Origin of the sequence: Chitinophaga niabensis (assembly GCF_039545795.1) — a bacterium.
In the GTDB taxonomy this organism is placed as follows: Bacteria; Bacteroidota; Bacteroidia; order Chitinophagales; family Chitinophagaceae; genus Chitinophaga; species Chitinophaga niabensis_B.
This window is the reverse complement of the sequence record NZ_CP154260.1, coordinates 799,214-825,308: the sequence shown is the minus strand read 5'-3', so window position 1 is coordinate 825,308 and position 26,095 is coordinate 799,214. Positions and strand designations below refer to the sequence as shown.

Genomic DNA, 26,095 nt, shown 5'->3' with positions numbered 1-26,095 from the left:
AGTGATCACACAGCCCTTATCCATCCTGATTTTCAGCGGGCAACAATTATAGATTTTATTTACATATTTGGACATTGTGGATTTACTTTGTAAGTTTGTGACACGAAAAAAATCTATATGGCGCATACAGTTGAAAATACGAATGATTTTACCCGTGACTGGGTGTCTTCCTCCCGTTTCCTGTTTTATGTAAAATTAGCCTGTATTGTGGCTTTTCTGGTGGGCGGTTCCTTTAAGCTGTGGCAACACCGTTACAAGGGTAAACCTAAGGTGCAGGTAAATGAAAGTTCCTTATACGAACCGAAGTATAAATAATCTTTTCAGAACGATATGTTGAAAGCCGCGCTCGCTGAGTGCGGCTTTTTTATATCCTCAAAGCTATGAAAGAACTTATCTACCCCTATCTTGAGCCTATGTCAAGCCTATCTAAGGTATAGGAATGCCTTTCCCTGAACGCAGAAAAGCCCGGTTGACGATCAACCAGGCTTTTTGTTTTTGAGCGGAAGACCGGGCTCGAACCGGCCACCCCGACCTTGGCAAGGTCGTGCTCTACCAAATGAGCTACTTCCGCGCTTTCCCGTTTTGGGATTGCAAAAATAGGAAACAGATTGAATCCTGCAAATATTTTTTAGCATTCAGGAAAGAAAATTAAATGATCAATCCCGCGAAACAAAATAATGATCGCCAGGAGAACGATTGAACAGCTAGCTGAATTGAAATTTAAATTCTATAATTGTGAATTATTCCGCCGGACATTACCATATCATGAGAAAATGCATCCTCTATGGCGCCCTGTTTTTGATGGCCTGCGGCCAGCGTATTCAGCAACAGGAGCAGGCCCAGCAGCCAGATAAGAAAGAAATGATCACCCGGCCCGATAATTTCGGGGCGGATGTTGCATTCCTGAAAGAATATGTGGAAACGGTGGTATTAACGGATAGTACCAGCAAAGCAGCGATTGCAATTGTACCGGCCTGGCAGGGAAGAGTGATGACCAGTACTGCAGCAGGTGATGATGGAAGAAGTCTTGGCTGGCTGAACCATGATCTGATTGCATCAGAGAAAACACAAGCTCATATTAATGCATATGGTGGTGAGGATAGATTCTGGCTGGGACCGGAAGGCAGCCAGAACAGTTTCTATTTTGCACCGGGGGATCCATTTGATCTTGCCCACTGGCAGGTACCTGCGGCATTGGATACGGAAGCATTTAAACTGATCTCCAAAACAAAGGGTGCTGTTACCTTTGAGCGGGATATGCAACTCACCAATTACAAAGGCCATGTGTTTGATATCAAAGCCACCCGAACTATTACACTCATAGCACGCAGGGATGTAAGGAATTACATTGGTGCTGATCTGCATAAAAGCGTGCAGGCAGTGGCTTTTCATTCCGCCAACCGTATCAGTAATACAGGACAGCATAAATGGGATACAGCTTATGGCATGCCATCCGTATGGATCCTGGGTATGTTTGTAGCAGCTGAAAATAATACGGTGATGATCCCTGTACGGAATGGCGGTACTGTAAATGATAATTATTTCGGGAAAGTACCGCAGGAACGTTTACGGGCAAACGAAAAGATCGTGTACTTTAAAGCAGACGGGAAATACCGTAGTAAGATAGGATTAAAGCAGCATGCCGGTTATAATTACCTGGGGAGTTATGATGCAGCACATAAGCTGCTGACTATAGTACAATTCACGATGCCTACTACCACACAGCGGTATGTGAATTCATCCTGGGGTATACAGGCATTTCCTTTTAATGGTGATGCCATTAATGCATATAACGATGGGCCTCCTGCTGAAGGCCAGCCACAGCTGGGTAATTTCTATGAACTGGAAAGCTCCTCTCCTGCTGCGGCTTTAAAACCAGGCGGTAGTATGGAACATTATCACCGCACCATTCATCTCAGCGGGGATGATAAACACCTTGATCCTATTGTGAAAAAAGTATTCGGGGTTACTTTAGCGGAGATCAAAAAAGCACTATAGGCTTTTTATTTCGAGGTTATAGATATCCTTTAACCGTAGCAGGGTAAGGTCCCGGCTGGACTTGGGTATGCCTATCTCCATTTCACAGAAAAGCTGGATATCCTGTTTCAATACGGTGCAGTTATTTTGTTTCACTACCATCATCACATCATTCAGGATGGTATAATCAAATACAAGGCGGTATTTTGCTTCCACGTTCTTTTGTACGGCAGGGATGAGCTGCAATACCATGGCGCAGGACATTTTGTAGGCATTGATGAGACCGGGCACGCCGAGTAATGTTCCGCCAAAATAACGCACCACTACTACCAGTACATCAGTTAACTGTTTACTGTCGATCTGCCCCAGGATGGGTTTACCGGCAGAACCGGAAGGCTCTCCATCATCTACTGCACGGAATTGCAGACCATCTGTTCCCAGGCGGTAGGCATAGCAATGATGTGTTGCTTTGGGATGTTCCTTCTTTACTTCCTGCAGACACTCTTTTACCTGGTCTGGTGTTTTAACGGGGTAGGCATATGCGAGGAACTTACTTCCTTTATCCTTGAATTCCGCTACTGCTGTCTTTTCTATTGTATAGTAAACTTCCATTTTTTAAGTTGATGAAGTATACATGGAAATGAGATCTCCCTGTACTTCCAGTTCTTCCTGCAATAATGCATTATGCAATACCGGCGCCTGCAAACCACCACCCAGTGTATGTTTTCCGGTGATCACACGGGCTTCGTCCCAAACGCTGCCTATAAATTGCTGTAATAAATGTGCTCCTCCTTCCACGATCACACTTTGAATATTGTCTGCGTGCAGGCGGGTTAAGAGTTGCGGGATAATATCCTTACTGAAATCAAATGTATCTTCTGACACAAAAATAGTGGGTGCTTCTTCACTATGCAATTGATAGTGGCCTGGAATTTCCAAACGCCGGTCGATCACAATACGCAGTGGTTGTTTGCCGGGCCAGAGACGTGCCGTTAATTTAGGATCGTCTTTCAATGCGGTATGTTTGCCTACCATGATGGCCATTTCCCTGCTGCGCCATTGATGTACAAGGCGGTCAGCATAAGGATTGGAGATCCTTACGGGCTGGCCATCCGGGGGAGCAATAAAACCATCCGCAGATTGCGCCCATTTTAAAATGATGTAAGGCCTTTTCTTTTCATGAAAAGTAAAAAAGCGGCGGTTCACGGCTCTGCAGGTTTCTTCCAACACACCGGTGATCACTTCTATTCCTGCATCTTTCATGCGTTGAATGCCTTTGCCTGCTACAGCGGAAAAGGTATCCACACAGCCCACCACTACTTTCGGGATCTTGCGTGCAATGATCAGATCTGCGCAGGGAGGTGTTTTACCATGATGGGCGCAGGGCTCCAGGCTTACATACATGGTAGCTTTAGGGATGAGGGATTGTAATTCCTCCGGCACACTATTGATACAATTCACTTCCGCATGTGCCTGACCATATATGCGATGAAAGCCTTCTCCAATGATCCTTCCTTCATGCACGAGCACAGAACCCACCATAGGATTGGGAGCTACAGCACCCATACCTGTTTGTGACAGATCGACACAACGCTGCATAAAAAATTCGTGCGAAATACTTACCATGAATGCCCTATGAAATATATATGTTTGCAAAAATATCGTTTCAGCGGCTATTTTCCGCTGTTATCTAAAGATCATGACGATTCAAACTGCATATGCCGGACTAGTGGCTGCGATTACACCATTGTACGATAACCGGGAAGCCGCCAATATAGCGCATCTCGTGATGGAACATATTACCGGATTAGGAAAACTGGATCGTGTTTTCCATAAAGACAGCGACCTTTCTGCACCCCAGGAGGCACAATACCAGCAGGCGATGACCGCTTTGCTGGAACACAGGCCTGTACAGCATATCACCGGCAAAAGCTGGTTCTATGGCATGGAACTGCTGGTGAACGAACAGGTGTTAATTCCCCGCCCGGAAACAGAAGAACTGGTGGAATGGATCCTACTGGACCATCCTGCCCAACCTGCCTGGCGTCTGCTGGACATCGGAACCGGCAGCGGCTGCATTCCCATTGCCCTGAAAAAACAATGGCCTGCAGCAGATATGTGGGCCATGGATGTAAGTCCCAGTGCCCTGGCAGTTGCTACTAAAAATGCAGGACTGCAACATACCCCCATCCGTTTTATTCCGCAGGATGTACTGGCAACAGATGCATCAAAAGTACTGCCATCTTTGAATATCATCGTCAGCAATCCTCCTTATATCCGTGAATCCGAACGTGCAAACATGCAGGAACAGGTAGAAGCTTTTGAGCCTTCTATTGCTTTGTTTGTTCCCGATAATGATCCTTTATTGTTTTACCGGCGGATAGCCCGGCTGGCAAAAGAAAAACTGGAACATGGCGGCAAGTTGTATTTCGAGATCAACGAAGCGCTGGGTAAAGAAGTGGTGGAAATGCTGGAGGAGGAAGGTTTCCAGGATGCCAAACTCAAACAGGATATGTTTGGGAAAGACCGGATGGTGAGGGCGGTAAAAAAATAAGTGGCCGCCGGTAACAAGCCCGGATGTTGTACCCGCTGTGCTAAAAATAAGTGGCGCCGGTAACAAGTCCGGGTGTTGTACCCGCTGTGCTAAAAATAAGTGGCAGAAGGTAATAAGTCCGGGTGTTGTACCCGCTGTGCTAAAAATAAGTGGCAGAAGGTAACAAGTCCGGATGTTGTACCCGCTATGCTAAAAAATAACTGCACCCTTTTGGAGGATGCAGTTACCTATAATTACTTACTATTATTTCTTAGCTGCTGCGTTCTGTGGGTTAGCTGTTCCCAATACCGTTTTAGCCCCTAATTCCCTGGCGATCTGCATCACACTCACTACTACCCCGATAGGTACTGTTTCTTCTGCATTGATCACAATAGTAGGATCTACTTCGTTGGGAGACAACTTAGGAACCAAAGTTTCCCGCAATTGTTCAAAATTCACTTTATTGGTGCCCACAAAAAACTGCTGTTTCGCATCGATGCTCACTACAACAGTCTGCTTTGCTTTGGTATTACTTTTGGCTTTCGGCAACATTAGTTTGATAACGTTGGGATTGGCCAGTGATGACACGATCAGAAAGAACAACAGGAGGATGAACAGGATATCGTTCAACGCTCCGCTATGTAATTCTGCCGATCCTTTTTTACGCCTCCGCAAATTCATATATCGTAATTTATTTCGTCGGTGTTTGCATTAGATCAATAAACTCGCCGGTAGTGGCTTCCATTTTATTGATCACTTTATCGATCTGTGCATTCAGGTAGCTGTAACCAATGTAGGCTACCAGCCCGATGATCAGACCTGCCGCAGAGGTAACCATTTTCACATAGATACCGCCGGCGATAGTGCTGAGGGTGATATCTGAGGTCTGGGAGATGTTGAAGAAGGTCTGGATCATCCCTGCGATGGTACCGAGGAAACCGAACATAGGAGCAATACCAGCCACAATGGCCAGGATCACCAGGTTCTTTTCCATTTTATATATTTCCAGCTTACCTACGTTCTCCATTGATTTCTCAATGTTGTCGATAGGTTTACCAATGCGCTGGATGCCTTTATCGATCATCCGGGCAATGGGGCTGTTGGTGTTCTTGGATAAAGAACGGGCGGCATTGATATTATCAGAGGTGATGTGATCACGGATCATGGGCATAAAGTTATCTTCTAACTTTCCTGCCTTTTGAATGGTGATGAACCTTTCAACGAATACATATACCGCAATTACGGAAAGGATACCCAATGGGATCATCAGGGGCCCACCTTTCACGATCATATCCCATAACCTGATCTCCTGAGCTGTGGCAGTTGCTGCATTTACACCCGCGGCCACTGTGTCCGCTTTAGGGAGTAAAAGAGAGTCCTGCATAAACGTAACGAGTCCTAGCAACATGAATTTAATTTTAACATTCGAGTTCTATAAGGGGTTAAAGTAATAATAAAAACGGATTTAGACGTAATTTATTATCAACTTCTCTCTTCCCAGACCTGTACAAGCTCGATAATGGTGTTCACCGCTTTCTGCATATCCTGCACGCTTACATACTCCTGTTTGCTGTGCAGCGCCATTTCTCCTGTAAAGATATTGGGGCAGGGCAGGCCCATGAATGACAGGCGGGAACCATCTGTACCACCACGGATACTCATTCTTTCCAGTTTGATACCTGCGCGTTTGATGGCTTCCTCTGCATTGGCCACTACCTGCGGATGTTTATCCAGCACCTCTTTCATATTGCGGTATTGCTCTGTGACCTTCATAATGGCTGTGGCTCCGGGATGGCGGGCTACAGTGTTTTCCATGATCTTACGCAGGTAAAATTCATGGCCTTCCAGTTCGGCAGCGGTAAAGTCGCGGATGATGAATTCTATCTCTGCTTTTTCCACCATACCTTCTATACGTACGGGATGAATAAAGCCCTGGCGGTCTTCTGTGGTTTCGGGGGAAAGGATATCTTTTGGCAATGCGCTCACTATTTCCGCTGCTACTTTGATGGCACTCACCAGTTTGCCTTTTGCCGTACCGGGATGTACACTCACGCCCTGGATGCTGATCTTCACACCATCTGCAGCAAAGGTTTCATCTTCCAGCGATCCCAGTTCTCCTCCATCCATGGTGTAACCAAACCGCGCGCCCAGCTGTTCCATATTCACATGCTGTACGCCACGGCCTACTTCTTCATCGGGTGTAAAGAGGATGCGGATCTTACCGTGTTTTACTTCAGGATGTTGTATGAGATATAATGCGGCATCCATGATCTCTGCCACGCCTGCTTTATTATCCGCGCCCAGCAGGGTATTGCCGCTGGCGGTGATAATATCGTCTCCTATTTTTCCTTTGAGATATGGATGATCTTTTGTGCGGATCACCTGTGTGGTATCATCCGGCAGGATAATGTCCTCTCCATTGTAAGCCTTGTGCACAATAGGTTTCACATTGGTACCACTGCAATCAGGCGCTGTATCCATGTGTGCGCAAAGGCAGATCACGGGTACCTCTTTTGTAGTGGTAGCGGGGATCGTAGCATACACGTATCCAAATTCGTCTGTTACCGCATCTGTGATACCAATCTCCAGTAATTCCTTTACCAGCAGCTTTGCCAGGTCTTTCTGTTTGGCTGTGGAAGGGAATGTGGTGCTGAGCGGATCTGACTGCGTGTCTATCTGTACATAACGCAGGAAGCGTTCTGTTACCGAATAAGCATAATTTTTATCCATTGGGCAAACCTATTAAAAAAGGCTGTCTTGCAGACAGCCTTTCCCTATATTTCACAAAAATTTCTATATTAAACGATCTCTACCAGTTCAATATCAAAGATCAGTGGTTCACCAGCCAGCGGATGGTTAGCATCCAGTGTGATAAACTCTGCTCCAACGGCAGCCACTCTTACAGGGAACACCTGGCCCTGGGGATTGCTCATTTGTAATTCCATGCCTACTTCGGGATTCAGATCAGCAGGAATATTAGCCTTGGGGAACTCCATGATCAACTCATCGCTCTTAGGGCCATATGCTTCTTCTACTGGGATGTTCAAAGTCTTTTTCTCCCCTACCTTCATATCCAGAACTCCATTATCGAAACCTTTGATCACAGAACCGGTTCCCACCTTGAATTCCAAGGGAGCTTTTCCTTCGGACTTATCAAAGGTGTCACCATTCTCTAAACGGCCGTGATAGTGCACCCGAACGGTATCACCGGTCTTTACTTGTTGCATATAAATGATTTAAAATGATACAATAGGGTGTGAAGGTACAGATTTTGTTTTTGAATTCCGGGACCCGGCCGGTTAAATTGTCCGGCATTGTTTATCTGCACAAATTATATATTTATTTTTAGCATACAATATCTGCTGTTGAATTCCAAGACTTCTAATACATTTGCATTCATGAGGATAATTTTCATGGGTACGCCCGAATTTGCCGTGGCTTCTCTGGATGCGCTTGTTCAGAACGGATATGAAGTGGTGGCTGTGGTTACAGCCCCTGATAAGCCCGCCGGCAGAGGTTTGCAGTTACAACAAAGTGAAGTGAAGCAATATGCGCTGGGTAAAAACATTCCTGTATTGCAGCCGGAGAAACTGAAGAATCCTGCTTTCATTGAAGAACTGCGTTCCTATAAAGCAGACCTGCAGGTGGTGGTGGCTTTCCGCATGTTACCGGAAATTGTGTGGGATATGCCACCGCTGGGCACTATCAATGTACATGCATCCTTACTGCCACAATACCGTGGTGCGGCTCCTATCAACTGGGCTGTGATCAACGGGGAATCTGTTTCCGGCGTTACTACTTTCAAATTACAACATGCCATTGATACCGGCAATATCCTTTTCACGGTGGAAGTTCCTATCCGTGAAGATGAAACTGCGGGAGAACTATATGCAGAACTAATGGTAGCAGGCGCAGGTGTATTGCTGAAAACCGTGGCTGCTTTGAAAGCAGGGAACGCGCCGGAACTGGTGCAGAATAATATTCCTGAAAGTGAATTGAAACATGCACCGAAGATCTTCAAGGAAGATTGTAAAATTAAGTGGGAAGATACGGTGGATAATATCTACAACCTGATACGCGGGCTGAGTCCGTATCCTACAGCGTACACCCTGTTGAATGATAAAACACTGAAGATCTTCAAAGCAGAGAAAGAACATGCAAAACACGCGCATGCATTGGGTTCTGTGCACACAGATCAGAAGACTTTCCTCAAGTTTGCAGCGGATGGAGGGTATATCAACCTGGTGGAATTGCAGTTGGAAGGGAAGAAGAAAATGGGGGTGGTAGAGTTTCTTCGAGGGTATAGGTTCTAGAAGACTGCTATAAGTTTCGGAAGGAAAGTTCTCTATAAAGCAAAACGGTCAGGATCTAACATCCTGACCGTTTTTATTTCAAATAGCTAAGTCCCTTTATTTCTCATCGTAGCTGAGTTCACAATAAAACCGCGCTTCGTTGATACCTAGTGCATCCTGTGCAGCATCGCTGAGTTTGATGATCAGGTTCGCGTTTGCTTTGAGTTGTGGTATGGCATCGAGTACTTTTGCGTAGATGGATCTGCCGGTGAGCGGATTGGTCACTTTTACGATTGTTCCGCGGGGGGCTGTATTATGCAGTGCATAATATTTACCGGAACCTACTACAGCATTGCTTCTGAACCAGGTACCCGGCCCTTTTTCGCCCACTACATTTCTGCCGTTATTGGTCTGTTGCAGGTATTGCTGCTCAAATCCTCCTTCCGGAACTGCGGGCGTGCGGCCCAGGCTGGTAGAGGGTTTGCTGTCTGGCTGCTCCTGCCTGGTTTCTGGTTCAGCAGCTTGTGTTTTAGGTGTTGTTGCCGGTGGAGGGTCCTGGTGTACTTCCTGTTTTACGACAGGCGGTGGATCCTGTTTTACTACGGGTGGCGGATCTTGCCTGGGAGGATCTTGTTTTACAACCGGCGGAGGATCTTGTTTCGGAGGGTCCTGTTTCGCCACTACCGGTACTGCAGGTGCAGCTACCGGAGCAACAATAGATTGCCCGTTTCCTTTCACGAAACCCACGATCAGGTAAGCATCTTTCTTCACCCCGTCTCCTGTGAAATTATTCCACTGGCGCACATTGTCCAACGGCACTTTATCAAAGCGTACATGGATCCTGTAGAGGGTTTCCTTTTCTGCCACCTGGTGATATACCGGCCGGAAACCGGCTCCGGCATGTGCTTCTTTGGATTGTATGAAGTTGCTTTTGCTTAAAGGAATGGTGATGCTTTTCCCTAAACTAAGCCCCTGGTCCATCTGCATTTTATTCTTCGCCGCAATGTCTTTAGGACTCAAACCATAAGCACGACCGAGACTGTACCAGGTTTCCCCTTTCTTCACTGTATGTGTCAAATACAGATCGGGTGCGCTGCCCTGTGCAACAAGCGTATCCTGTGCGGTTACTCCTATTGTACTGACCATGAAAACACCTATCAAAACTGACTTTAACATAATATCTAATACTTTAAGGGAACGAATATATGTGTTAAAAATGAATTAATGTTTATTGAAAAACGACAAAAACCGCCTTTTGTTGTTAGGCCGCAACCGTTGCCGATCCTATTTCTCCACATCTGCCCTCTTACGTTTTCCACATTCCTTTATTCCGGCATTCCTGCTTTCAGGATGCGCATTTCTTTGGGATAATAGTTATTGATCCGGTTGGGTAAAACCTTTGCCCAGCCGAGGTTCATACCGCCATACCGCATCAGTGTCCAGCCTTTTACACTGAGGTCCAGCTGCAGGTCCTCCTTGCGAAGATAACGTAAAGCATGTTCCAGCGGTAATTCCACGGCAGGCAGCTCTGCTGAGATGCAGGTGCTCAGGGCCAGCTGATGATCAGGGATCAGCTCCTTTTGTGTGAGCTGGCCTGCTTTCACACCTGCCTTTCGCAGGTAGAGTTTCTTTTGCAGCACCGGTAATTCTGTTGCTATGGAAGATCGTAAAATGATCACTTCCCCCTTATGATCTACAAAAGTGAGATTCGCTGCATCCCTTAACCATGGCAATAAACGGGCCGATTCTTTAGCAGGGAGCGCAGCTATCTGCTGACGCATTTTCTTAGCCACGCCTTCCTCTCCTTTTTTCCGGAAACAAGCAATGAAAAATCCTTCGCCTTTCACCTGATCCGGGTAAAAGCGGTATCCATGGGCTTTGTACTGATCAGTAACGGAGGTTACAATGTTCCATGCAGGATCTATAGTGAGCGGAATATTTTCCAGTTCAAAGTTACCAAGCAGCCATTCCATGATGTTCTCATCCTCTTCTTTCGCATAGGAGCAGGTAGAATAGATCAATACACCCCCTGGTTTCAGGGCAGGCAGCACATCTGCCAGGATCCTTTGCTGCCGCTGGCTGCAGAGAATCACATTCTCCTGCGACCATTCTTCCACAGCCTCCGGATCGCGCCGGAATAAACCGGAGCCGGAGCAGGGAGCATCTACCACCATTACATCAAAAAAATCTCCCAGCCTTGCGAAGTCGCGCGGATCATTGTTGGTGACCACTACATTATCTGCGCCCCATTTGGTGATATTATCTGCCAGCAGGCCTGCGCGGGATTTGATGACGTCATTGGCTATCAGCAGACTGTCCGGATGCAGCACGGCTTGTATGAGGGTGCTTTTACCACCGGGGGCTGCGCAAAGATCTAATGCTTTCAGGGGTTGCGAGAGATCTGTTGTTTGCCGGAGCGCTTCTTCCAGGAACATGGAAGAGGCTTCCTGCACATAGTAAGCACCTGCGTGAAAATAAGGGTCCAATGTAAAGGAAGGCCTGGCGGAAAGGTAATAACCGTAACGGTTCCAGGGTACTGGTGTTGGCGCCAGTTCAGGAAAAAGCGCCGTGGCTTTTTGCGGGTGCAGCCGGATGGAAGTGATCCGCTCAGCGGAATTATGCACCTCCAGGAAGGATTCTTTATTGAATCCGGGTAATTGATCCAGCGTATCCGTAAACGCTGATGGTAACGATGACATTCCGCAAAGGTAAAAATTTATACGATTTTCACTTCAGCCACCAGCTGCTGTAACACGGCTTTTGCATCTCCAAAAAGCATGGAGGTTTTGGGTTGAAAGAAGAGCTCGTTCTCAATACCTGCGTATCCTGGTTTCATACTGCGTTTATTCACGATCACCATCTTCGCATTTTCTACTTCCAGTATGGGCATACCGTAAATGGGGCTGTCCGGATCATGTTTGGCTGCAGGGTTCACCACATCGTTGGCACCCAGTACCAGTACGGCATCTGTGGTATTCATTTCTCCATTCGCCTGTTCCATTTCTTCTAATTTTTCATACGGCACATCTGCTTCTGCCAGCAAAACGTTCATGTGACCGGGCATACGGCCTGCTACCGGATGAATGGCATATTTTACTTCCACGCCTTTTTCTTCCAGTATTTTTTCCAGTTCATGGCAAACGTGCTGGGCCTGGGCCACTGCTAAACCATATCCCGGTACAATCATTACTTTATTGGCGTAACGCAGTACCACTGCGGCATCGGAGAGGCTGATCTCTTTGTAGCTGCCCGTTTGTTCTTTAGCTGCACCTCCTGCTTTCACTCCTCCGAAAGAACCGATCAGTACGTTCTTCAGGGAACGGTTCATGGCTTTACACATGAGGATGGTAAGAATAGTACCGGCTGAACCAACAAGGATACCACCCGTGAGCATTACAGGATTGTTGTATAAGAAACCGCCGCAAGCTGCCGCCACACCGGTAAAGGAGTTCAATAAGGAGATCACTACCGGCATGTCTGCACCGCCAATGGGCATTACGAATAATACGCCGTATGCGATGGATAAGGCGAGGATAACGTAGAAGGAGATGGTGATCTGGGGGAGGACACCGATAGTGCCATGACTAATATATCTGCCATTTTCGTTGACAATAGTATAACTATCGTTGATCACTACCACGAGGTATGTGGCCAGGATCACAATAACAGCCAGCATGGTGAGATTCACGATATGCTGTCCTTTAAATGCAAAATCTTTTACTTTTCCGTTTAATTTGCCCCAGGCTATTACACTACCTGCAAAGGAAACGGTTCCAATGATCAGCCCCAGGAGGATGATAAGAAGTTTGCCACCTACATGAATGCCTGTTGTAGCCTGTGTTATCAAAGCCGCAATAATTTCTGCCAGATTGGAGCCTGACATAGCAGCTACCGGCGCATGCGTCAAATGATTAAACTCCACAATGGAAATCAACATCGCACAGGCTCCGCCCATACCATTGAACATACTCACCATTTCCGGCATGGCCGTCATTTTCACTTTGCGTGCAGCAATCACACCTATCACTGTTCCTATCAATAAACCACTAAAGATCCAGCCGTAGTTATGCAATTTCTCTCCGCCTTCTTCATACAGGAAAATAGTTCCGGCAATTGCCAGGAACATCCCCGCAGCCGCAACCAGGTTACCTTTGCGCGCAGAGGCAGGATGGCTGAGCATTTTCAGGCCAATAATGAATGTAACAGAGCCGATCAGGTAAGCGATAGACAAAAGACTTGCTTGCATATAGGGCTATTTACTTTTTCTTCTTTGAAAACATTTCCAGCATCCTGTCCGTTACCACAAAACCACCTACCACATTGAGCGTACCCAATATCACGGCCAGGAATCCAAGTACCAGTGCGATGTAATTATCTGATTCCGCTTTCCCCATTACAATAATGGCACCGATGATCACCACACCGTGAATAGCATTCGCGCCACTCATAAGTGGGGTATGCAATACAGCAGGAACACGGGAGATCACTTCTATGCCCAGGAATATGGAGAGGATCACGATGTATACCATCTCTATATGCAGTTGTAAAAAATCCAGTACTGCGTTCATATGTTCAGGTTATTTTATGCGGTTGCGGGTTGGAGGTTTTTCACGCGCTCATTTACGATCTCTCCTTTATGTGTGATGCAGGTGCCCTGGATCAGATCATCCTTAAAGTTCAGATCCAGCTGCCCTTCTTTTGTGAGCATGAGCTTCAGGAAGTTCAGCACGTTGCGGGCATACAGTTTACTGGCATCTGCAGGAGCCGTGCCTGCCAGGTCTGAATTACCGATCACGGTTACACCTTTATGCACAATGGTTTCACCGTTTTTGGTAACGGCGGTATTTCCACCGGTGGCAGCAGCGAGATCAATGATCACAGAGCCCGTGTGCATGTTTTCCACCATCTCCTGCGAGATCAGTATGGGTGCTGCTTTTCCGGGGATCTGTGCGGTGGTGATAATGATATCTGCTTTCGCTGCGCTTTGCGCTATTTTCTCTACCTGTTTCTGTTTATATTCTTCTGTTTGCTCAACGGCATATCCGCCTGCTTTGGAAGCATCTGCCGCACCTTCCACTTCCACGAATTTCGCACCGAGGCTCATCACTTCTTCCTTCACAGCGGGCCTGGTGTCAAATACTTCCACAACCGCTCCCAGCCTGCGTGCAGTGGCAATAGCCTGTAATCCGGCAACTCCGGCTCCCAGGATCAGCACCTTTGCGGGAGGGATACTTCCTGCGGCTGTCATCAGCATAGGAAAATAGCGGCTATAGGTGTATGCCGCCAGGATCACTGCTTTATAACCTGCAATATTGGCCTGGGAACTCAACACATCCATGCTTTGCGCACGTGTGGTGCGGGGAATGGTGTCCATACTGAAAGTAGTGAGTTGCTTTTCGGCCCATTGCTGCATGAGCTCCTGGTTGTAGAGGGGTTGGTAAACGCCCATGAGGATCTTTCCGGGGGCTAACTGGTTCCATTCTTCCGGAACAAGTGAACGGATACTGAGCAGCAGATCTGCCTGCTGCAATATCTCTGTGCGGGGTTTGATGACTGCGCCGGCTTCCCGGTACGCCTCATCCGTGTAAAATGCTTTTACGCCGGCACCCTCTTCCACCCACACCGTTACCTGCTGCTGCACTAATTGTTTCACTACTTCCGGAACCAGCGATACCCTGCTTTCTTCTGCTTTTTCTTTTAGAACGGCCAAGATCATCTGCGATCAAATTTTGCTGATTGAATTTAAAGAAAAAAGCGGAGAAATCGGGGTTAAGGATTAGCCGTAACAGGGCAAAATGGGCTGTATCTCTTGCCCCTAAAGGATTAAAAAAATTTCAAATAGATTAAAAAAAGACCGCCCTGGTGTGGAGCGGTCTTTTTTTACGCGTATTGCGCCATTTCTTCTTTACAAAGCAGGGCTACTGTTTTCACCCATGTTGGATGCGTGTTCATACAGGGGATCATGGTGAAACTGTCCCCACCATTGCTGATAAAGGAATGTTTTCCTTCCATGGCTATCTCTTCCAGTGTTTCCAGGCAATCTGACACAAAAGCCGGGCACACGATCAGTAACTTCTTAACCCCCTGTTTAGGAAGGGTTTCAAACAGGCCTGCGGTATAGGGTTTCACCCATTCTTCCCGGCCCAGCCTGGATTGATAGGAAATACTCCATTTATTCCGGGGAATACCCAGTCTTTCTGCTACCAGTTCAGAAGTGATAGTCACCTGGTGACGGTAACATTGTTTATGTGCAGCAGAGGCAACATGGCAGCAATCATTCACTTTATAACAGTGACTGCCTGTTACATCACCCTTTCGTATGTGCCTTTCCGGTAGCCCGTGATAACTGAAGAGCAGGTGATCATAATCCTGATCAAGATAAGGACGCATGCTTTCAGACAGTGCCTCAATGTATTCAGGACGGTTATAGAACGGCTCCACTACTTTTAACGTGAAGGGATAGTTCTTTTTCTTATAGCTATCTTTTGCATACTCCACCGCGGTTTCATAACTGCTCATGGCGTAGTGCGGATATAAAGGCATGAGGATCACTTCCTTCAGGTTCGGATGTTCCTTCATCAACTTCTCATAAGTGGCTTGGGGAGAAGGATTACCGTACCTCATGGTGATCTCCACAGGGATCTCCAGATCGTGCTGCAGGGCAATTTGTAATTGTTTCGTCAGCGCAATGAGCGGAGAACCATCTGCCCGCCACACTTTGCTGTAAGCTTCTGCACTGTTAGCCGCCCTGTTGGGAACAATGATCCCTCCTACCAGTATCTTACGCAGCAGCCAGGGGTAATCGATCACCCGCTTGTCCATCAGGAATTCCAGGAGGTATTTCTTCACATCCGGCACCGCCGTAGAATCAGGCGAACCGAGGTTCATCAGCATAATAGCTGTATCAGACTTTGCGACCATAGACCTAAAAAATTGTTGCAAAAGTAAGCGCTTTTGAGGCTTTATCCTGCTAGTAGTGTCATTAAATTGTTAGAATAAAAACGAACAGGGGGTGATGTTTCAGACTGATCCAGATCATTGTGGCATTGGATTTTCTGTCATTAATTTGTAGCTTATACCGCTAAATGCTTTCGTATGGCAGCTATCAACAAACATGATGAATATCATTTTTTGCATGCTCCACTTACCATGGTTAGAAATGACACACTAGTGACAGCCTCAGGCGCGGTTTTGAAGTCTAGGCAAGTATTTTTGCAACCGGAAGCTTTTAAGAAACACATGCAGGTCAATCAGCCCAAAGACATATCACATTTTCATATCGTTGGCATCAACTATAAGAAAACAGACGCTGCCATCCGCGGTTTATTCGCAATAAATCAGGATCAATACCAGCAACTTTTACAGACCGCCCAACAGGCTGGCCTGAATGACCTATTCGTACTTTCTACCTGTAACAGGACCGAAATTTACGGTTTTGCACCGGATGTGGAAGTATTAATGAATCTCTTATGCGATGCTGCACATGGCAATCGCCAGGTATTCAAAGAAATGGCCTATCACAGAACAGGAGAAGGTGCCATCAGGCATCTGTACCATGTTGGCACCGGCCTTGATTCCCAGATCCTGGGCGACTATGAAATTGTGGGACAGATCAAAGGCGCGGCCAAATTTGCAAAAGGAGCAGGTTGCATCGGTACCTTCATAGAAAGGCTGGTGAACAGCGTGCTGCAGGTTTCCAAGCTCATCAAAAATGAAACCGGCCTTAGTTCCGGCACTGTATCAGTAGCATTTGCTGCCGTACGTTTGCTGGAAAGTAAGATCCCTGATATCAAAAACAAAAAGATCGTTTTACTGGGTGTGGGCAAAATAGGCCGCAACACCTGCAAAAATATGATGGAGTACCTGGGTGTGCGCAATATCACACTCATCAATCGTACTACCGCAGTGGCAGCAGAGTTTGCCGGTACACATGGCCTGCAATATGCTCCTTATGAAGAAATGGATGCTGTGCTGAAAGCAGCAGACGTGATCCTCGTAGCCACCAATTCTCCCCAGCCTACTATCCTGAAAGCACACCTGGAAGGAGCACAACCCAAACTGGTGATAGACCTGTCCATTCCTTTCAACGTAGCTGCAGATGTACGGGAATTACCGCATGTGGAAGTAGTGAATGTGGATGAACTGAGTAAAGTGCAGGATGAAACATTGCAAAAACGGCTCAACGAAGTACCCAAGGCCATGAGCATCATTGAAGAGCATATGGAGGAGTTCCTCTACTGGTTCAAGATGCGCAAACATGCCGTAGTGCTGAAAGCCGTGAAAGAGAAACTCACGGAGATCCATGCACGCGAAATAAAAGAGCAAAAGAACGGCGCACAATACAATATGGAGGATATGGAAGAAGTTTCTTCCCGCATCATTCAGAAAATGATCAATCTTATGGCCGGCAAAGTGCGCAAAGAATCAGAGAAAGGTGATCTCTACATCGCCATGATCAATGATATTTTTGAAGCCGGCGTTAATCAGGAATAGAAATGGACAAAGTCATCAGGATAGGTACCCGGGAAAGCCAGCTCGCACTATGGCAGGCTAACCTGGTAAAAGATCTGCTTACAGCACAAGGGTTTTCCACTATTTTAGTTCCCATCAAAAGTGAAGGTGATATTGACCTCGTAACGCCTCTCTATGAGATAGGCGTTCAGGGTATTTTCACCAGGAGCCTGGACCTTGCGCTGCTCAACGACCGCATTGATATTGCGGTGCATTCCTACAAAGACGTTCCGACCCAATTACCCCAAGGGCTTATCAATGCCGCCATTCTTGAAAGAGGGCCGGTAAAAGACCTGCTGGTATACAAACACGATACACAATTCTTAGAAGACAGTACTTACGTAGCTAATATCGCCACTTCCAGCATCCGCCGTAAAGCTCAGTGGCTGCGGCGTTACCCGCAACACCAGTTGCATAACCTGCGCGGGAATGTAAATACCCGCCTGCAAAAGCTGGCTTCCGAAAACTGGGATGCCGCCATCTTTGCTGCAGCAGGACTGGAAAGGATCGGCGTAAGGCCGGATGAATCCGAGATACTGGATTGGATGTTGCCAGCCCCTGCACAGGGAGCCATTGTTGTGGCCTGCAGGGAACAGGATACTTTCTGCCGGGAAGCCTTAGCCCCGCTGGACCATGCAGAAACAGCACTTTGCACAGGCATAGAGCGGGAATTCCTGCGTTACCTTTTAGGCGGTTGCACTACTCCTATCAGCGCTTATGCTTATATTCAGGATGGACAACTGAATTTTGAAGGCAACCTCTGTAACCTCCAGGGCACACTGTCCCTCACTGTTTCACATCAGTTACCTGCAGCAGATGCAGCAGGGCTGGGTACATCAGCCGCTAAGGAAATACTGGTACAGGGAGGTGATGCTATCATTGAAGAGATCAAAAATGCCCAACGCTAAATATCGCATATTGAGTACTAAGCCCCTGCCGCAAACACTGGTCGGGGAAGCTGCCACACATGGTATTGCTATATCTGCGCAGGCTTTTATTGACGTGCAGCCAACGCTCACGCCTGAAGCAACAGCACAGAGTTTACAGCATTTTATCAAAGGCAGTACACTTGTATTCACCAGCCCTAATGCTGTGAAGATCGTGAGCAAAGCATGGCATTACAGCCAGGCGCCTTCCAAAAAGGGTATCAGCAAGGTGTATTGCTTACAGGGCGCTACACGCAAAGCAGTAGAGGAACACTTACATCATGTATCCATTGCCGGTACAGCCCTGAATTCAAAAGAACTGGCAGAGCTGATCATTGCCGAACATAATATTCCTTCCGTGGTATTCTTCTGCGGCAGGATCCGGAGGAATGAACTGCCTGATATTCTCAAAGAACACCAGGTAGCAGTAGAAGAGATTGTAGTGTATGATACCGTGGAAACACCTGAAGCACTGAAAGAAGAATTTGACGGCATACTCTTTCTCAGCTCCAGCAGCGTAAAGAGTTTCTTTTCCGTGAACACACTCCCAAAGCATACGGTATGTTTTGCCATTGGCACTACTACCGCAGCTTCGCTGGAAGATGTGACCAATAACAGGATTGTTGTAAGCCCCGAGCCTTCGATGGACCTGTTAGTACAAACAGCTATTTTTTACTTTGACAATATCAATTGCTACGAATGAGCGGACTACAGAACGATTTGTTGTTAAAAGCACTGCAGGGAACTCCGGTTCCACGCCCACCGGTATGGATGATGCGCCAGGCTGGTCGCTTTTTGCCTGATTATATCAAACTGCGTGATAAATATTCTTTCTTTGAGCGCTGCCAGACTCCTGAACTAGCCACTGAGATCACTGTAATGCCGGTTGACCAGGTAGGTGTGGATGCTGCGATCATTTTCTCAGACATCCTGGTGGTTCCGCAGGCCATGGGTATGGAAGTGCAGCTTGTTGAAAAACTCGGCCCCCTTCTCCCCCAGCCCATCAAAACAGCGGCAGACCTGAACAGGATTGAGATCCCCGATGTGAAAGAACGTTTACATTATGTAATGGATGCATTGCGCCTTACCAAACAAACCCTCGCCGGCCGTGTTCCGCTGATCGGTTTTGCCGGTGCACCCTGGACCTTGTTATGTTACATGGTACAAGGCAAGGGCTCCAAAACTTTTGATGAAGCCAAAGCATTCTGTTATCAGCAGCCTGCCGTTGCACATGAACTATTGAACAGGATCACGGAAACCACCATCCTCTATCTGAAAGCACAGGTAGAAGCAGGTGCAGACGTGGTGCAGATCTTTGATTCATGGGGTGGTTTGTTGAGTCCGAAAGATTTTGAAGAATTCTCTTTACAATATATCCGCCGCATCGTTGCAGCATTGCAGGGTGTAGCGCCTGTGATCGTATTTGCCAAAGGTGCCTGGTTTGCACTGGAAGAAATGGCCGCTACCGGTGCACAGGGTCTTGGACTGGATTGGTGTATCAAACCTGAGCTGGCCCGCCAGTTTGCAGGCCCGGCTGTTACCCTGCAGGGGAACTATGATCCGGCATCACTGATGCGCCCCATCCCTGAGATCACCAAATCCGTGCATGAAATGATCCGTGCTTTTGGCCCGCAACGGTATATTGCGAACCTTGGTCATGGCATCCTGCCCAACATCCCGGTAGATCATGCGAAAGCATTTATAGAAGCGGTGAAAAGTTATACGGCATGACCATTAAAGAACAATTCATACCCTTCATTCAGCAGCTGCAAAATGAAATATGCAGCGCAGTGGAAGCCATGGACGGAAAAGCAAAGTTCAGGGAAGACCGCTGGGAAAGAGAAGGCGGCGGTGGCGGGATCACCCGTATCATTGCTGATGGGAATGTTTTTCAGAAAGGCGGCGTGAACACTTCTGTGGTACATGGTAAATTACCGGCTGTGATGGCGCAGCAGTTCAATGTTCAGGGAGAAAGCAGTTTCCTGGCCGCAGGGATCTCCCTGGTCATCCATCCGCTGAATCCTTTTGTACCCACTGTACACGCCAACTTCCGTTACTTTGAACTCTATGCGGCAGATGGCAGCATAGCGGATTCATGGTTCGGCGGTGGTGCAGATCTTACGCCATATTATATCTTTGAGGAAGACGGCATTCATTTTCACCGTACTTTCAAAGAAGCCTGCGATCCTTTTGGAACGGAGCTTTACCCGCAATACAAGAAACATTGCGATGAGTATTTTGTGAATAAACACCGGAATAATGAAGCACGTGGCATTGGTGGTATCTTTTACGATTACCTCCGCCCCGAGCCTTCCCGCACAGCAGAACAGCTGCTGCAATTCCAGTTTGCCAATGGTAATTCCATGATCGGGGCTTATCTTCCGATCGTAGCAAAAAGGAAAGACCTTCCTTATACAGAAGAAAATGTACACTGGCAGGAATACAGGCGTGGCCGTTATGTGGAGTTCAACCTGATACACGACAGGGGTACTTTATTTGGCCTGAAAACCAACGGGCGCATTGAGTCCATACTCATGAGCCTTCCCGCCAGGGCGCGCTGGGAGTATGATTTTCACCCTGCCGCCGGGAGTCCGGAAGCAGAACTGCTGGAATACCTGAAGCCAAGAGAATGGGTTAAATAATGTTGATTTAAAATAGAAGATGATGATCAGAAGAAACAGAATTTTACGCAACTCCCCTGCCATCCGTGCGATGGTAGCAGAAACCATTTTATCCCCTGCCGATTTCATCGCGCCGCTGTTCATTACAGAGGGAAAGGGTATTAAAGAAGAGATCTCTTCCATGCCGGGGTATTTTCGCCATTCGCTGGACCTTACGGTGCAGGAGGCGAAAGAACTGTGGGGAATGGGCATAAAAAGTGTGCTGCTGTTCATCAAATGTGCAGATGAGCTGAAAGATAATAAAGGAACAGAAGCCCTCAACCCCAACGGATTGATGCAACGTGCCATCCGTGCTGTGAAAGAAGCGGTGCCTGGTATGGTGGTGATGACGGATGTAGCGTTAGACCCTTTTTCTTCTTACGGCCACGATGGTATTGTGGAAGGAGAAGAGATTGTGAATGATGCTACCGTGAATGTACTGGCTGCCATGAGTGTAAGCCATGCAGAAGCCGGTGCGGATTTTGTGGCGCCCAGCGATATGATGGATGGCCGTATCCTGGCCATCCGTGAAGCGTTGGAAGATAGTAACTTTACTAAAACGGGCATCATGGCCTACAGCGCCAAATATGCCAGTTGCTTCTACGGCCCTTTCCGCGATGCATTGGATTCTGCACCCGGTTTTGGCGATAAGAAAACATACCAGATGGATTATGCCAATGCCCGCGAAGCATTGAAAGAAACATTGATGGATGTGGATGAAGGAGCGGATATTGTAATGGTGAAACCAGCCATGGCTTACCTGGACATCATCCGTCTTATTAAAGACAGCGTAACTGTTCCGGTGAGTGCCTATCATGTGAGTGGTGAGTACGCCATGATCAAAGCAGCAGCAAAGATGGGATGGATCAATGAAGAGAAAGCTATTATGGAAAGCCTTATCAGCATCAAACGTGCAGGGGCAGACCTGATTGCCACCTACTTTGCAAAAGATGCGGTGCGTTTGTTAAACAACTAAAAAACTAATGGCATGTATACTAAAAGTAAAGCCCTATTTGAACAGGCCAATAAAGTAATTCCCGGTGGTGTGAATTCTCCCGTACGCGCATTCAAAAGCGTAGGCGGCACACCCGTTTTTATGCAACATGCTAAAGGCGCCTACATGTATGATGTAGATGGCAACCGTTATGTGGATTATATCAATTCCTGGGGCCCCATGATCCTTGGCCATGCTTATGAGCCGGTGGTTAAAGCCATCCAGGAATATGCTACCTATTCTACTTCTTTCGGCGCACCTACCCAGCTTGAAATAGATGTGGCAGAACTGATCGTGAGCATGGTGCCGAATATTGATATGGTGCGTATGGTGAACTCAGGTACAGAAGCCTGCATGTCCGCCCTCCGCCTTGCACGTGGTTATACCGGCAGAAATAAAGTGATCAAATTTGAAGGGAACTATCACGGCCATGCAGACTCCTTTTTAGTGAGTGCAGGCAGCGGCGTTGCCACATTAGGCTTACAATCCATTCCCGGCGTAACCAGTGCTGTAGCAGATGACACACTCAGCGTTCCTTATAATAACCTTCCTGCGGTAGAACAACTCATTGCAGAACATCCGGATCAGATCGCTGCTATCATTGTAGAACCTGTAGCAGGTAATATGGGTTGCATCCTTCCCCAGCCGGGTTTCCTGGAAGGCTTAAGAAGTTTATGCGATACACACGGCATCATATTCATCATGGATGAAGTGATGACCGGTTTCCGTTTAGCAAAAGGTGGTGCACAGGAATTATTCAATATCAAAGCAGACATCGTAACCTTTGGCAAGATCATTGGCGGCGGTATGCCGGTAGGTGCTTTTGCCGGTAAACGGGAGATCATGGAGCATATTGCACCAGCCGGTAAAGTATACCAGGCAGGTACACTCAGCGGTAACCCTATTGCCATGATAGCAGGATACACTTTGCTCAAAGCATTAAAAGAGCGCCCTGCCATCTATACCCAACTGCAGGAGAAAACAGCACAGCTGATTGCAGGGTTAAGAGAAACCTTCGGTGCAGCAGGTGTGGTTTACCAGATCAATCACATCGGCTCCATGATGAGCGTACATTTTGCAGAATATCCCATTGTTGATTTCACAGCCGCATCCGGTGCCAACAATGAATTGTTCAAACGTTTCTTCCACGCCATGCTGGAAAGAGGTGTTTACCTGCCGCCATCTGCATTTGAAAGCTGGTTCATCAGCCATGCTATCACAACAGAAGATATCGAGTTTACTGTGTCTGCTGCCAAAGCAGCGATGCAGGCTATCAGATAAAGAAGTTAACGATCAACCGGTTATTGAATGAAACCGGAAGCCCCCCGATTATGTCAGGGGGCTTTTTATTTATGGTTTATTTTCTTTCTCCTGTTCCTTCATTTTATCTAAGTAAGACACACCTTCTGTGATCCACTTCGGTGCCGTTTTACCTAAGAGGTAATGGTCAAACCATTCCCGCTGGCGCTTCTGATAATCTATCTGGTTCTCTTTCTTAGCCAGACCATGGTTTTCATCTGCATATACCAGCATCACATGCGGTTTCTCCATCCTGCGCATGGTACCATACATTTCAATCCCCTGGTGCCAGTCCACAGCTCCATCCTTATCACCAAAGGCAACCAGTAAAGGCGCTTTGATATTTTGTGCAGCATAGATAGGTGAGTTGCGCATATGCTCCTGCATCCTGTCGTACCAGGGACCATCAAAACGGCCCTGGCTGGTTTCGAAGATCTTCTGGTCAGGAATACCGGAGTTCCAGTAAATAGCCAGGGACATACTGATCAGGTTCGTTAAAGGTGCACCTGCACAGGCTGCTTTGAACAGATCGGTCTGTGTGATGATAAAGGAAGTCTGGTAAGCTCCCCAGCTATGACCCATCAGCCCTACTTTGTTCTTATCTATCATGCCTGTTTTCAGTACTTCTTCTACCGCCGGTACCACGCAATCCACGGCACTCATTCCGGGATCGTTAATATCATATACGATATCCGGGCGGAAGATGAAATAACCGCCGGATGTAAAGTTAGTGGTGTTATAAGCTCTCCTTTCAGAAGGCATCACATAACCATGCACGGTATTGGCCAGTTCTTCATAGATGTACACTACCATCGGGTATTGTTTGCCCGGCTGATAATCTGCAGGATAGAACAGCGCGCCCTGTAACTTCTTACCTTTCTTGTTTGTGAAAGACACGAGTTCGCTTTTGCCCCATTTGTAATCCTTCTGCTGTGCATTAGTACCTGCTACTTTCTGTTCTCCCTGGAAGTTCTTAGTGATGTGGAGTTCAGGAGAACGGTTATAGTCTGCCCGGATGAAAGTGAATACATCCGCTTCCTTCGCTTTATTGAACTGATCTATTGCATTGGGTTCATAAACCAGGCGGCTGAACTTTCCTTTCTCTACTTTGCCCACACCAAAGTACTTGCTCTTATCACCATAGAGATCAATGAAGAGTGCTTTGCTATCATCCCAGTAAGGATCTTCAGTATCTATCCTTGCAATCCTGTGCCTGATCTCTTCTTTCGTTCCATCTGTCAGTTTACGGAAACCCTTGCCATCCGGTTTCACAGCATAGATATCATACTCATCATACAGGTATACTTCTTTATCCCCTTTGGTCCAGCCACCCCAGCCAAAAGGAGGTTTGGCAGCAGGATGATCGTCACGGAAGTTTTCAAAAATGGTGGGAATGTTTTTAGTGATGCTTACATTCTCTCCTGTGGCTGTGTTATAGGTGAACCATTGCTTGTCCTTATAGTACAACACATACTTGCTATCCGGTGAAAGCATAGGTGAATAACCGTATGACTGGATGATCTTTTCACCGATCAGTTTCTTTTGCCCGGTGCGGGTATCTACGAGATAGAAATCAGCAAAGTCTTCCTTGAAAGCTGGTTTGTATTTCTTTTCTGTGGTGATCACGGCAAACTTCTGCCAGTTGGCAAGGCTTGCACGGGGTGTGCTGTCGCTGGCCAGCTGGAAGAAACTGTTGCCGGAGATGTTCCAAACGGACTGCAGGCTGAATTCTTTATCCATGGCGTAAGTAAGCTTCTGGCGGGGCTGTATGTCCGCATCCTTCCAATGCCAGATATCCACTGCCGCCAGTTTATCTTCTTTCTTAGGAGCTGCTGCCGGCGGGAGTTTCTTTGTGGTATCCGCCTTCGCGATGTTGGCAGTATCCTTTTTAACACTTGCAGAATCTTTCGCTGCACCTTTCTTCGGAGGTTTGGCCGTCCAGTTCTTGATACTGAAATAAGCGGCTGTTACATCATCTGTCAGGCGCAGGGCAGACGTTGGATTGATGCGCATGCCTTTAGGAAAGGCAGGTTGTTTGGCCGGATCAAATACGGAGAGCACTGGCTTTTTATCAAGTGGTGCATACACATATACCTGTGCATTCTCTTCTTCGTAATCTTCGTTTTTAATGGTCTTATAGAAAGCAAGACCATTTCCCTCCTTAGACCAGGTGAGTTTGGAGAACTTGCAGGTATCGCTGGCCAATACTTTGATCACATTCGTTTGCAGGTTGAACAGTTCTACTGTGTTGCCCGCCTGGTTAGCAGATTCCAGGATATAGGCAAAGTGATCGCTCTTTCGGTTAAATTCAGATGCGGTTACATTTCCTATTGTGCGGGTGCTGCTATCTGCGAGGTTCCGCAGCAGCACCACGGCCCCTTTATCTTTATTCTCCTTTGGCGGGTTGAGTGTAACCGCCAGGAATTTACCATTCCTTGAAAAGCGGAAGTTACTGACGTCTTTGATCACTTCTTTTCTGCCGGTCACCAGGTTCAGCAAACCCATTTTTAAAGGGATGGGCATTTTCTGATCCCTGAGTTTCTCTGCTTCTTTGAAGGGAACACCAATATAATAAGCCACCCACTGGTTATCTCCCGAAAAGGCCAGTGCACTTCCAAATTCAAGCGCATAACGTTTGTTAGAGAGCTGGTTGAAAAGGTAAAGGGTGTCATTATCTTCCTGCACAGCTACCGAATAGGCTACCCATTCTCCATTTTCAGATAAAGCTGAGCCCGTGAAATACTGCCATTTTGCATAATCGGCAGGGGTTAGGTCTTTTTTCTGCTGGGCATTAACGGAAAGGCTCACCGCTAAAAGCAGAAACAGGGAATAAATTCGTTGCATTAAGGTTTAGATTTTAAATTGAAAGCGTATGCCAGCCAAGATAGCAATATAAAATAACA

The 26,095-nt window shown here is 47.0% G+C and carries 24 protein-coding genes and 1 tRNA gene; 11 read left to right on the top strand and 14 right to left on the bottom strand.

Annotation, left to right across the window (positions count from 1 at the left end):
- The first annotated feature begins 117 nt into the window (after nucleotides 1-117).
- Nucleotides 118-315, top strand: coding sequence for a hypothetical protein (locus AAHN97_RS03550; protein WP_343306177.1), 198 nt, complete (start codon nucleotides 118-120; stop codon nucleotides 313-315).
- 183 nt (nucleotides 316-498) lie between these two features.
- Here the strand turns inward: AAHN97_RS03550 and AAHN97_RS03545 are convergent.
- Nucleotides 499-571: transfer RNA gene (locus AAHN97_RS03545), tRNA-Gly, on the bottom strand.
- Nucleotides 572-765: 194 nt separating this feature from the next.
- On the opposite strand from AAHN97_RS03545, the gene AAHN97_RS03540 reads away from it, so the two are divergent.
- Nucleotides 766-1,998, top strand: coding sequence for a DUF6786 family protein (locus AAHN97_RS03540; RefSeq protein ID WP_343306176.1), 1,233 nt, complete (start codon nucleotides 766-768; stop codon nucleotides 1,996-1,998).
- On the opposite strand, the gene AAHN97_RS03535 is transcribed toward AAHN97_RS03540, so the two are convergent.
- Entirely contained in the window at nucleotides 1,993-2,589 is a 597-nt protein-coding gene (locus AAHN97_RS03535) for an IMPACT family protein (protein ID WP_343306175.1), read from the bottom strand. The two genes, AAHN97_RS03540 and AAHN97_RS03535, sit on opposite strands and share 6 nt — an antisense overlap.
- Nucleotides 2,590-2,592: 3 nt before the next feature.
- On the bottom strand, nucleotides 2,593-3,603 hold the full coding sequence (ribD, locus tag AAHN97_RS03530; protein ID WP_343306174.1) for a bifunctional diaminohydroxyphosphoribosylaminopyrimidine deaminase/5-amino-6-(5-phosphoribosylamino)uracil reductase RibD: 1,011 nt from the start codon (nucleotides 3,601-3,603) through the stop codon (nucleotides 2,593-2,595).
- A gap of 73 nt (nucleotides 3,604-3,676) precedes the next feature.
- Here ribD and prmC point away from each other — a divergent pair, with 73 nt between their 5' ends.
- Nucleotides 3,677-4,531: a peptide chain release factor N(5)-glutamine methyltransferase gene (gene prmC, locus AAHN97_RS03525; protein WP_343306173.1), complete on the top strand. Its 855-nt coding sequence runs from the start codon at nucleotides 3,677-3,679 to the stop codon at nucleotides 4,529-4,531.
- 243 nt (nucleotides 4,532-4,774) lie between these two features.
- Here the strand turns inward: prmC and AAHN97_RS03520 are convergent, their stop codons facing one another.
- The 4 genes from AAHN97_RS03520 to AAHN97_RS03505 all read right to left on the bottom strand — a co-directional run bounded on the left by AAHN97_RS03520 (nucleotide 4,775) and on the right by AAHN97_RS03505 (nucleotide 7,737).
- Nucleotides 4,775-5,191, bottom strand: coding sequence for an ExbD/TolR family protein (locus AAHN97_RS03520; protein WP_343306172.1), 417 nt, complete (start codon nucleotides 5,189-5,191; stop codon nucleotides 4,775-4,777).
- A 10-nt stretch (nucleotides 5,192-5,201) separates the two neighbouring features.
- Nucleotides 5,202-5,918 carry a MotA/TolQ/ExbB proton channel family protein gene (locus AAHN97_RS03515; RefSeq protein WP_343306171.1) on the bottom strand — a complete coding sequence of 239 codons (717 nt, stop codon included), beginning with the start codon at nucleotides 5,916-5,918 and terminating at the stop codon, nucleotides 5,202-5,204.
- 74 nt (nucleotides 5,919-5,992) lie between these two features.
- Entirely contained in the window at nucleotides 5,993-7,240 is a 1,248-nt protein-coding gene (gene pepT, locus AAHN97_RS03510) for a peptidase T (protein WP_343306170.1), read from the bottom strand.
- A 68-nt stretch (nucleotides 7,241-7,308) separates the two neighbouring features.
- Nucleotides 7,309-7,737, bottom strand: coding sequence for an FKBP-type peptidyl-prolyl cis-trans isomerase (locus AAHN97_RS03505; RefSeq protein ID WP_074239726.1), 429 nt, complete (start codon nucleotides 7,735-7,737; stop codon nucleotides 7,309-7,311).
- Between the two features lie 171 nt (nucleotides 7,738-7,908).
- Between AAHN97_RS03505 and fmt the strand changes: the two genes are divergently transcribed.
- On the top strand, nucleotides 7,909-8,823 hold the full coding sequence (gene fmt / locus AAHN97_RS03500; RefSeq protein ID WP_343306169.1) for a methionyl-tRNA formyltransferase: 915 nt from the start codon (nucleotides 7,909-7,911) through the stop codon (nucleotides 8,821-8,823).
- Nucleotides 8,824-8,919: 96 nt separating this feature from the next.
- Here the strand turns inward: fmt and AAHN97_RS03495 are convergent, their stop codons facing one another.
- From AAHN97_RS03495 to hemH, 6 genes are all read right to left on the bottom strand, one after another.
- A complete protein-coding gene (locus AAHN97_RS03495; protein ID WP_343306168.1) occupies nucleotides 8,920-9,978 on the bottom strand; it encodes a LysM peptidoglycan-binding domain-containing protein in 1,059 nt (352 codons plus the stop codon).
- A gap of 149 nt (nucleotides 9,979-10,127) precedes the next feature.
- The gene (locus AAHN97_RS03490) at nucleotides 10,128-11,501 is read right to left on the bottom strand and encodes a methyltransferase RsmF C-terminal domain-like protein (RefSeq protein WP_343306167.1); all 1,374 of its coding nucleotides are present in this window, start codon (nucleotides 11,499-11,501) and stop codon (nucleotides 10,128-10,130) included.
- Nucleotides 11,502-11,518: 17 nt separating this feature from the next.
- Nucleotides 11,519-13,048: an NAD(P)(+) transhydrogenase (Re/Si-specific) subunit beta gene (locus tag AAHN97_RS03485; protein ID WP_343306166.1), complete on the bottom strand. Its 1,530-nt coding sequence runs from the start codon at nucleotides 13,046-13,048 to the stop codon at nucleotides 11,519-11,521.
- 10 nt (nucleotides 13,049-13,058) lie between these two features.
- Nucleotides 13,059-13,370: an NAD(P) transhydrogenase subunit alpha gene (locus AAHN97_RS03480; RefSeq protein ID WP_343306165.1), complete on the bottom strand. Its 312-nt coding sequence runs from the start codon at nucleotides 13,368-13,370 to the stop codon at nucleotides 13,059-13,061.
- Nucleotides 13,371-13,384: 14 nt separating this feature from the next.
- Entirely contained in the window at nucleotides 13,385-14,518 is a 1,134-nt protein-coding gene (locus AAHN97_RS03475; RefSeq protein ID WP_343306164.1) for a Re/Si-specific NAD(P)(+) transhydrogenase subunit alpha, read from the bottom strand.
- 164 nt (nucleotides 14,519-14,682) lie between these two features.
- Nucleotides 14,683-15,723, bottom strand: a complete 1,041-nt coding sequence (hemH, locus tag AAHN97_RS03470; RefSeq protein WP_343306163.1) for a ferrochelatase — start codon at nucleotides 15,721-15,723, stop codon at nucleotides 14,683-14,685.
- 318 nt (nucleotides 15,724-16,041) lie between these two features.
- Here hemH and hemA point away from each other — a divergent pair, with 318 nt between their 5' ends.
- From hemA to hemL, 7 genes are read left to right on the top strand one after another with little or no spacing between them, the layout of a single operon-like run.
- The gene (gene hemA / locus AAHN97_RS03465; protein WP_343306162.1) at nucleotides 16,042-17,295 is read left to right on the top strand and encodes a glutamyl-tRNA reductase; all 1,254 of its coding nucleotides are present in this window, start codon (nucleotides 16,042-16,044) and stop codon (nucleotides 17,293-17,295) included.
- A gap of 2 nt (nucleotides 17,296-17,297) precedes the next feature.
- Nucleotides 17,298-18,221, top strand: a complete 924-nt coding sequence (hemC, locus tag AAHN97_RS03460; RefSeq protein ID WP_343306161.1) for a hydroxymethylbilane synthase — start codon at nucleotides 17,298-17,300, stop codon at nucleotides 18,219-18,221.
- Nucleotides 18,222-18,231: 10 nt separating this feature from the next.
- Nucleotides 18,232-18,942 carry a uroporphyrinogen-III synthase gene (locus AAHN97_RS03455; RefSeq protein ID WP_343306160.1) on the top strand — a complete coding sequence of 237 codons (711 nt, stop codon included), beginning with the start codon at nucleotides 18,232-18,234 and terminating at the stop codon, nucleotides 18,940-18,942.
- Nucleotides 18,939-19,970 (top strand): uroporphyrinogen decarboxylase, encoded by a 1,032-nt coding sequence (gene hemE, locus AAHN97_RS03450; protein WP_343306159.1) that lies wholly within the window; start codon nucleotides 18,939-18,941, stop codon nucleotides 19,968-19,970. The genes AAHN97_RS03455 and hemE overlap by 4 nt, the downstream gene beginning before the upstream one ends.
- Complete coding sequence (hemF, locus tag AAHN97_RS03445; protein ID WP_343306158.1) at nucleotides 19,967-20,881, top strand: oxygen-dependent coproporphyrinogen oxidase; 915 nt, start codon at nucleotides 19,967-19,969, stop codon at nucleotides 20,879-20,881. The genes hemE and hemF overlap by 4 nt, the downstream gene beginning before the upstream one ends.
- 22 nt (nucleotides 20,882-20,903) lie before the next feature.
- The gene (hemB, locus tag AAHN97_RS03440) at nucleotides 20,904-21,875 is read left to right on the top strand and encodes a porphobilinogen synthase (protein WP_343306157.1); all 972 of its coding nucleotides are present in this window, start codon (nucleotides 20,904-20,906) and stop codon (nucleotides 21,873-21,875) included.
- A gap of 12 nt (nucleotides 21,876-21,887) precedes the next feature.
- Complete coding sequence (gene hemL, locus AAHN97_RS03435) at nucleotides 21,888-23,174, top strand: glutamate-1-semialdehyde 2,1-aminomutase (protein WP_343306156.1); 1,287 nt, start codon at nucleotides 21,888-21,890, stop codon at nucleotides 23,172-23,174.
- A gap of 69 nt (nucleotides 23,175-23,243) precedes the next feature.
- Here hemL and AAHN97_RS03430 read toward each other — a convergent pair whose 3' ends face one another.
- Nucleotides 23,244-26,036 (bottom strand): S9 family peptidase, encoded by a 2,793-nt coding sequence (locus tag AAHN97_RS03430; RefSeq protein WP_343306155.1) that lies wholly within the window; start codon nucleotides 26,034-26,036, stop codon nucleotides 23,244-23,246.
- Nucleotides 26,037-26,095: the final 59 nt, after the last annotated feature.

Bases quoted from the DNA above. Each gene is read 5' to 3' on its own strand.
- pepT (WP_343306170.1), bottom strand. From the start codon at position 7,240: ATGGATAAAAATTATGCTTATTCGGTAACAGAACGCTTCCTGCGTTAT.
- hemL (WP_343306156.1), top strand. From the start codon at position 21,888: ATGTATACTAAAAGTAAAGCCCTATTTGAACAGGCCAATAAAGTAATT.
- AAHN97_RS03540 (WP_343306176.1), top strand. From the start codon at position 766: ATGAGAAAATGCATCCTCTATGGCGCCCTGTTTTTGATGGCCTGCGGC.
- AAHN97_RS03505 (WP_074239726.1), bottom strand. From the start codon at position 7,737: ATGCAACAAGTAAAGACCGGTGATACCGTTCGGGTGCACTATCACGGC.
- AAHN97_RS03430 (WP_343306155.1), bottom strand. From the start codon at position 26,036: ATGCAACGAATTTATTCCCTGTTTCTGCTTTTAGCGGTGAGCCTTTCC.
- AAHN97_RS03495 (WP_343306168.1), bottom strand. From the start codon at position 9,978: ATGTTAAAGTCAGTTTTGATAGGTGTTTTCATGGTCAGTACAATAGGA.
- AAHN97_RS03485 (WP_343306166.1), bottom strand. From the start codon at position 13,048: ATGCAAGCAAGTCTTTTGTCTATCGCTTACCTGATCGGCTCTGTTACA.
- hemC (WP_343306161.1), top strand. From the start codon at position 17,298: ATGGACAAAGTCATCAGGATAGGTACCCGGGAAAGCCAGCTCGCACTA.
- AAHN97_RS03520 (WP_343306172.1), bottom strand. From the start codon at position 5,191: ATGAATTTGCGGAGGCGTAAAAAAGGATCGGCAGAATTACATAGCGGA.
- hemH (WP_343306163.1), bottom strand. From the start codon at position 15,723: ATGGTCGCAAAGTCTGATACAGCTATTATGCTGATGAACCTCGGTTCG.
- ribD (WP_343306174.1), bottom strand. From the start codon at position 3,603: ATGGTAAGTATTTCGCACGAATTTTTTATGCAGCGTTGTGTCGATCTG.
- hemF (WP_343306158.1), top strand. From the start codon at position 19,967: ATGACCATTAAAGAACAATTCATACCCTTCATTCAGCAGCTGCAAAAT.
- fmt (WP_343306169.1), top strand. From the start codon at position 7,909: ATGAGGATAATTTTCATGGGTACGCCCGAATTTGCCGTGGCTTCTCTG.
- AAHN97_RS03515 (WP_343306171.1), bottom strand. From the start codon at position 5,918: ATGTTGCTAGGACTCGTTACGTTTATGCAGGACTCTCTTTTACTCCCT.
- prmC (WP_343306173.1), top strand. From the start codon at position 3,677: ATGACGATTCAAACTGCATATGCCGGACTAGTGGCTGCGATTACACCA.
- AAHN97_RS03480 (WP_343306165.1), bottom strand. From the start codon at position 13,370: ATGAACGCAGTACTGGATTTTTTACAACTGCATATAGAGATGGTATAC.
- hemA (WP_343306162.1), top strand. From the start codon at position 16,042: ATGCAGGTCAATCAGCCCAAAGACATATCACATTTTCATATCGTTGGC.
- AAHN97_RS03535 (WP_343306175.1), bottom strand. From the start codon at position 2,589: ATGGAAGTTTACTATACAATAGAAAAGACAGCAGTAGCGGAATTCAAG.
- AAHN97_RS03490 (WP_343306167.1), bottom strand. From the start codon at position 11,501: ATGTCATCGTTACCATCAGCGTTTACGGATACGCTGGATCAATTACCC.
- AAHN97_RS03550 (WP_343306177.1), top strand. From the start codon at position 118: ATGGCGCATACAGTTGAAAATACGAATGATTTTACCCGTGACTGGGTG.
- hemE (WP_343306159.1), top strand. From the start codon at position 18,939: ATGAGCGGACTACAGAACGATTTGTTGTTAAAAGCACTGCAGGGAACT.
- hemB (WP_343306157.1), top strand. From the start codon at position 20,904: ATGATCAGAAGAAACAGAATTTTACGCAACTCCCCTGCCATCCGTGCG.
- AAHN97_RS03475 (WP_343306164.1), bottom strand. From the start codon at position 14,518: ATGATCTTGGCCGTTCTAAAAGAAAAAGCAGAAGAAAGCAGGGTATCG.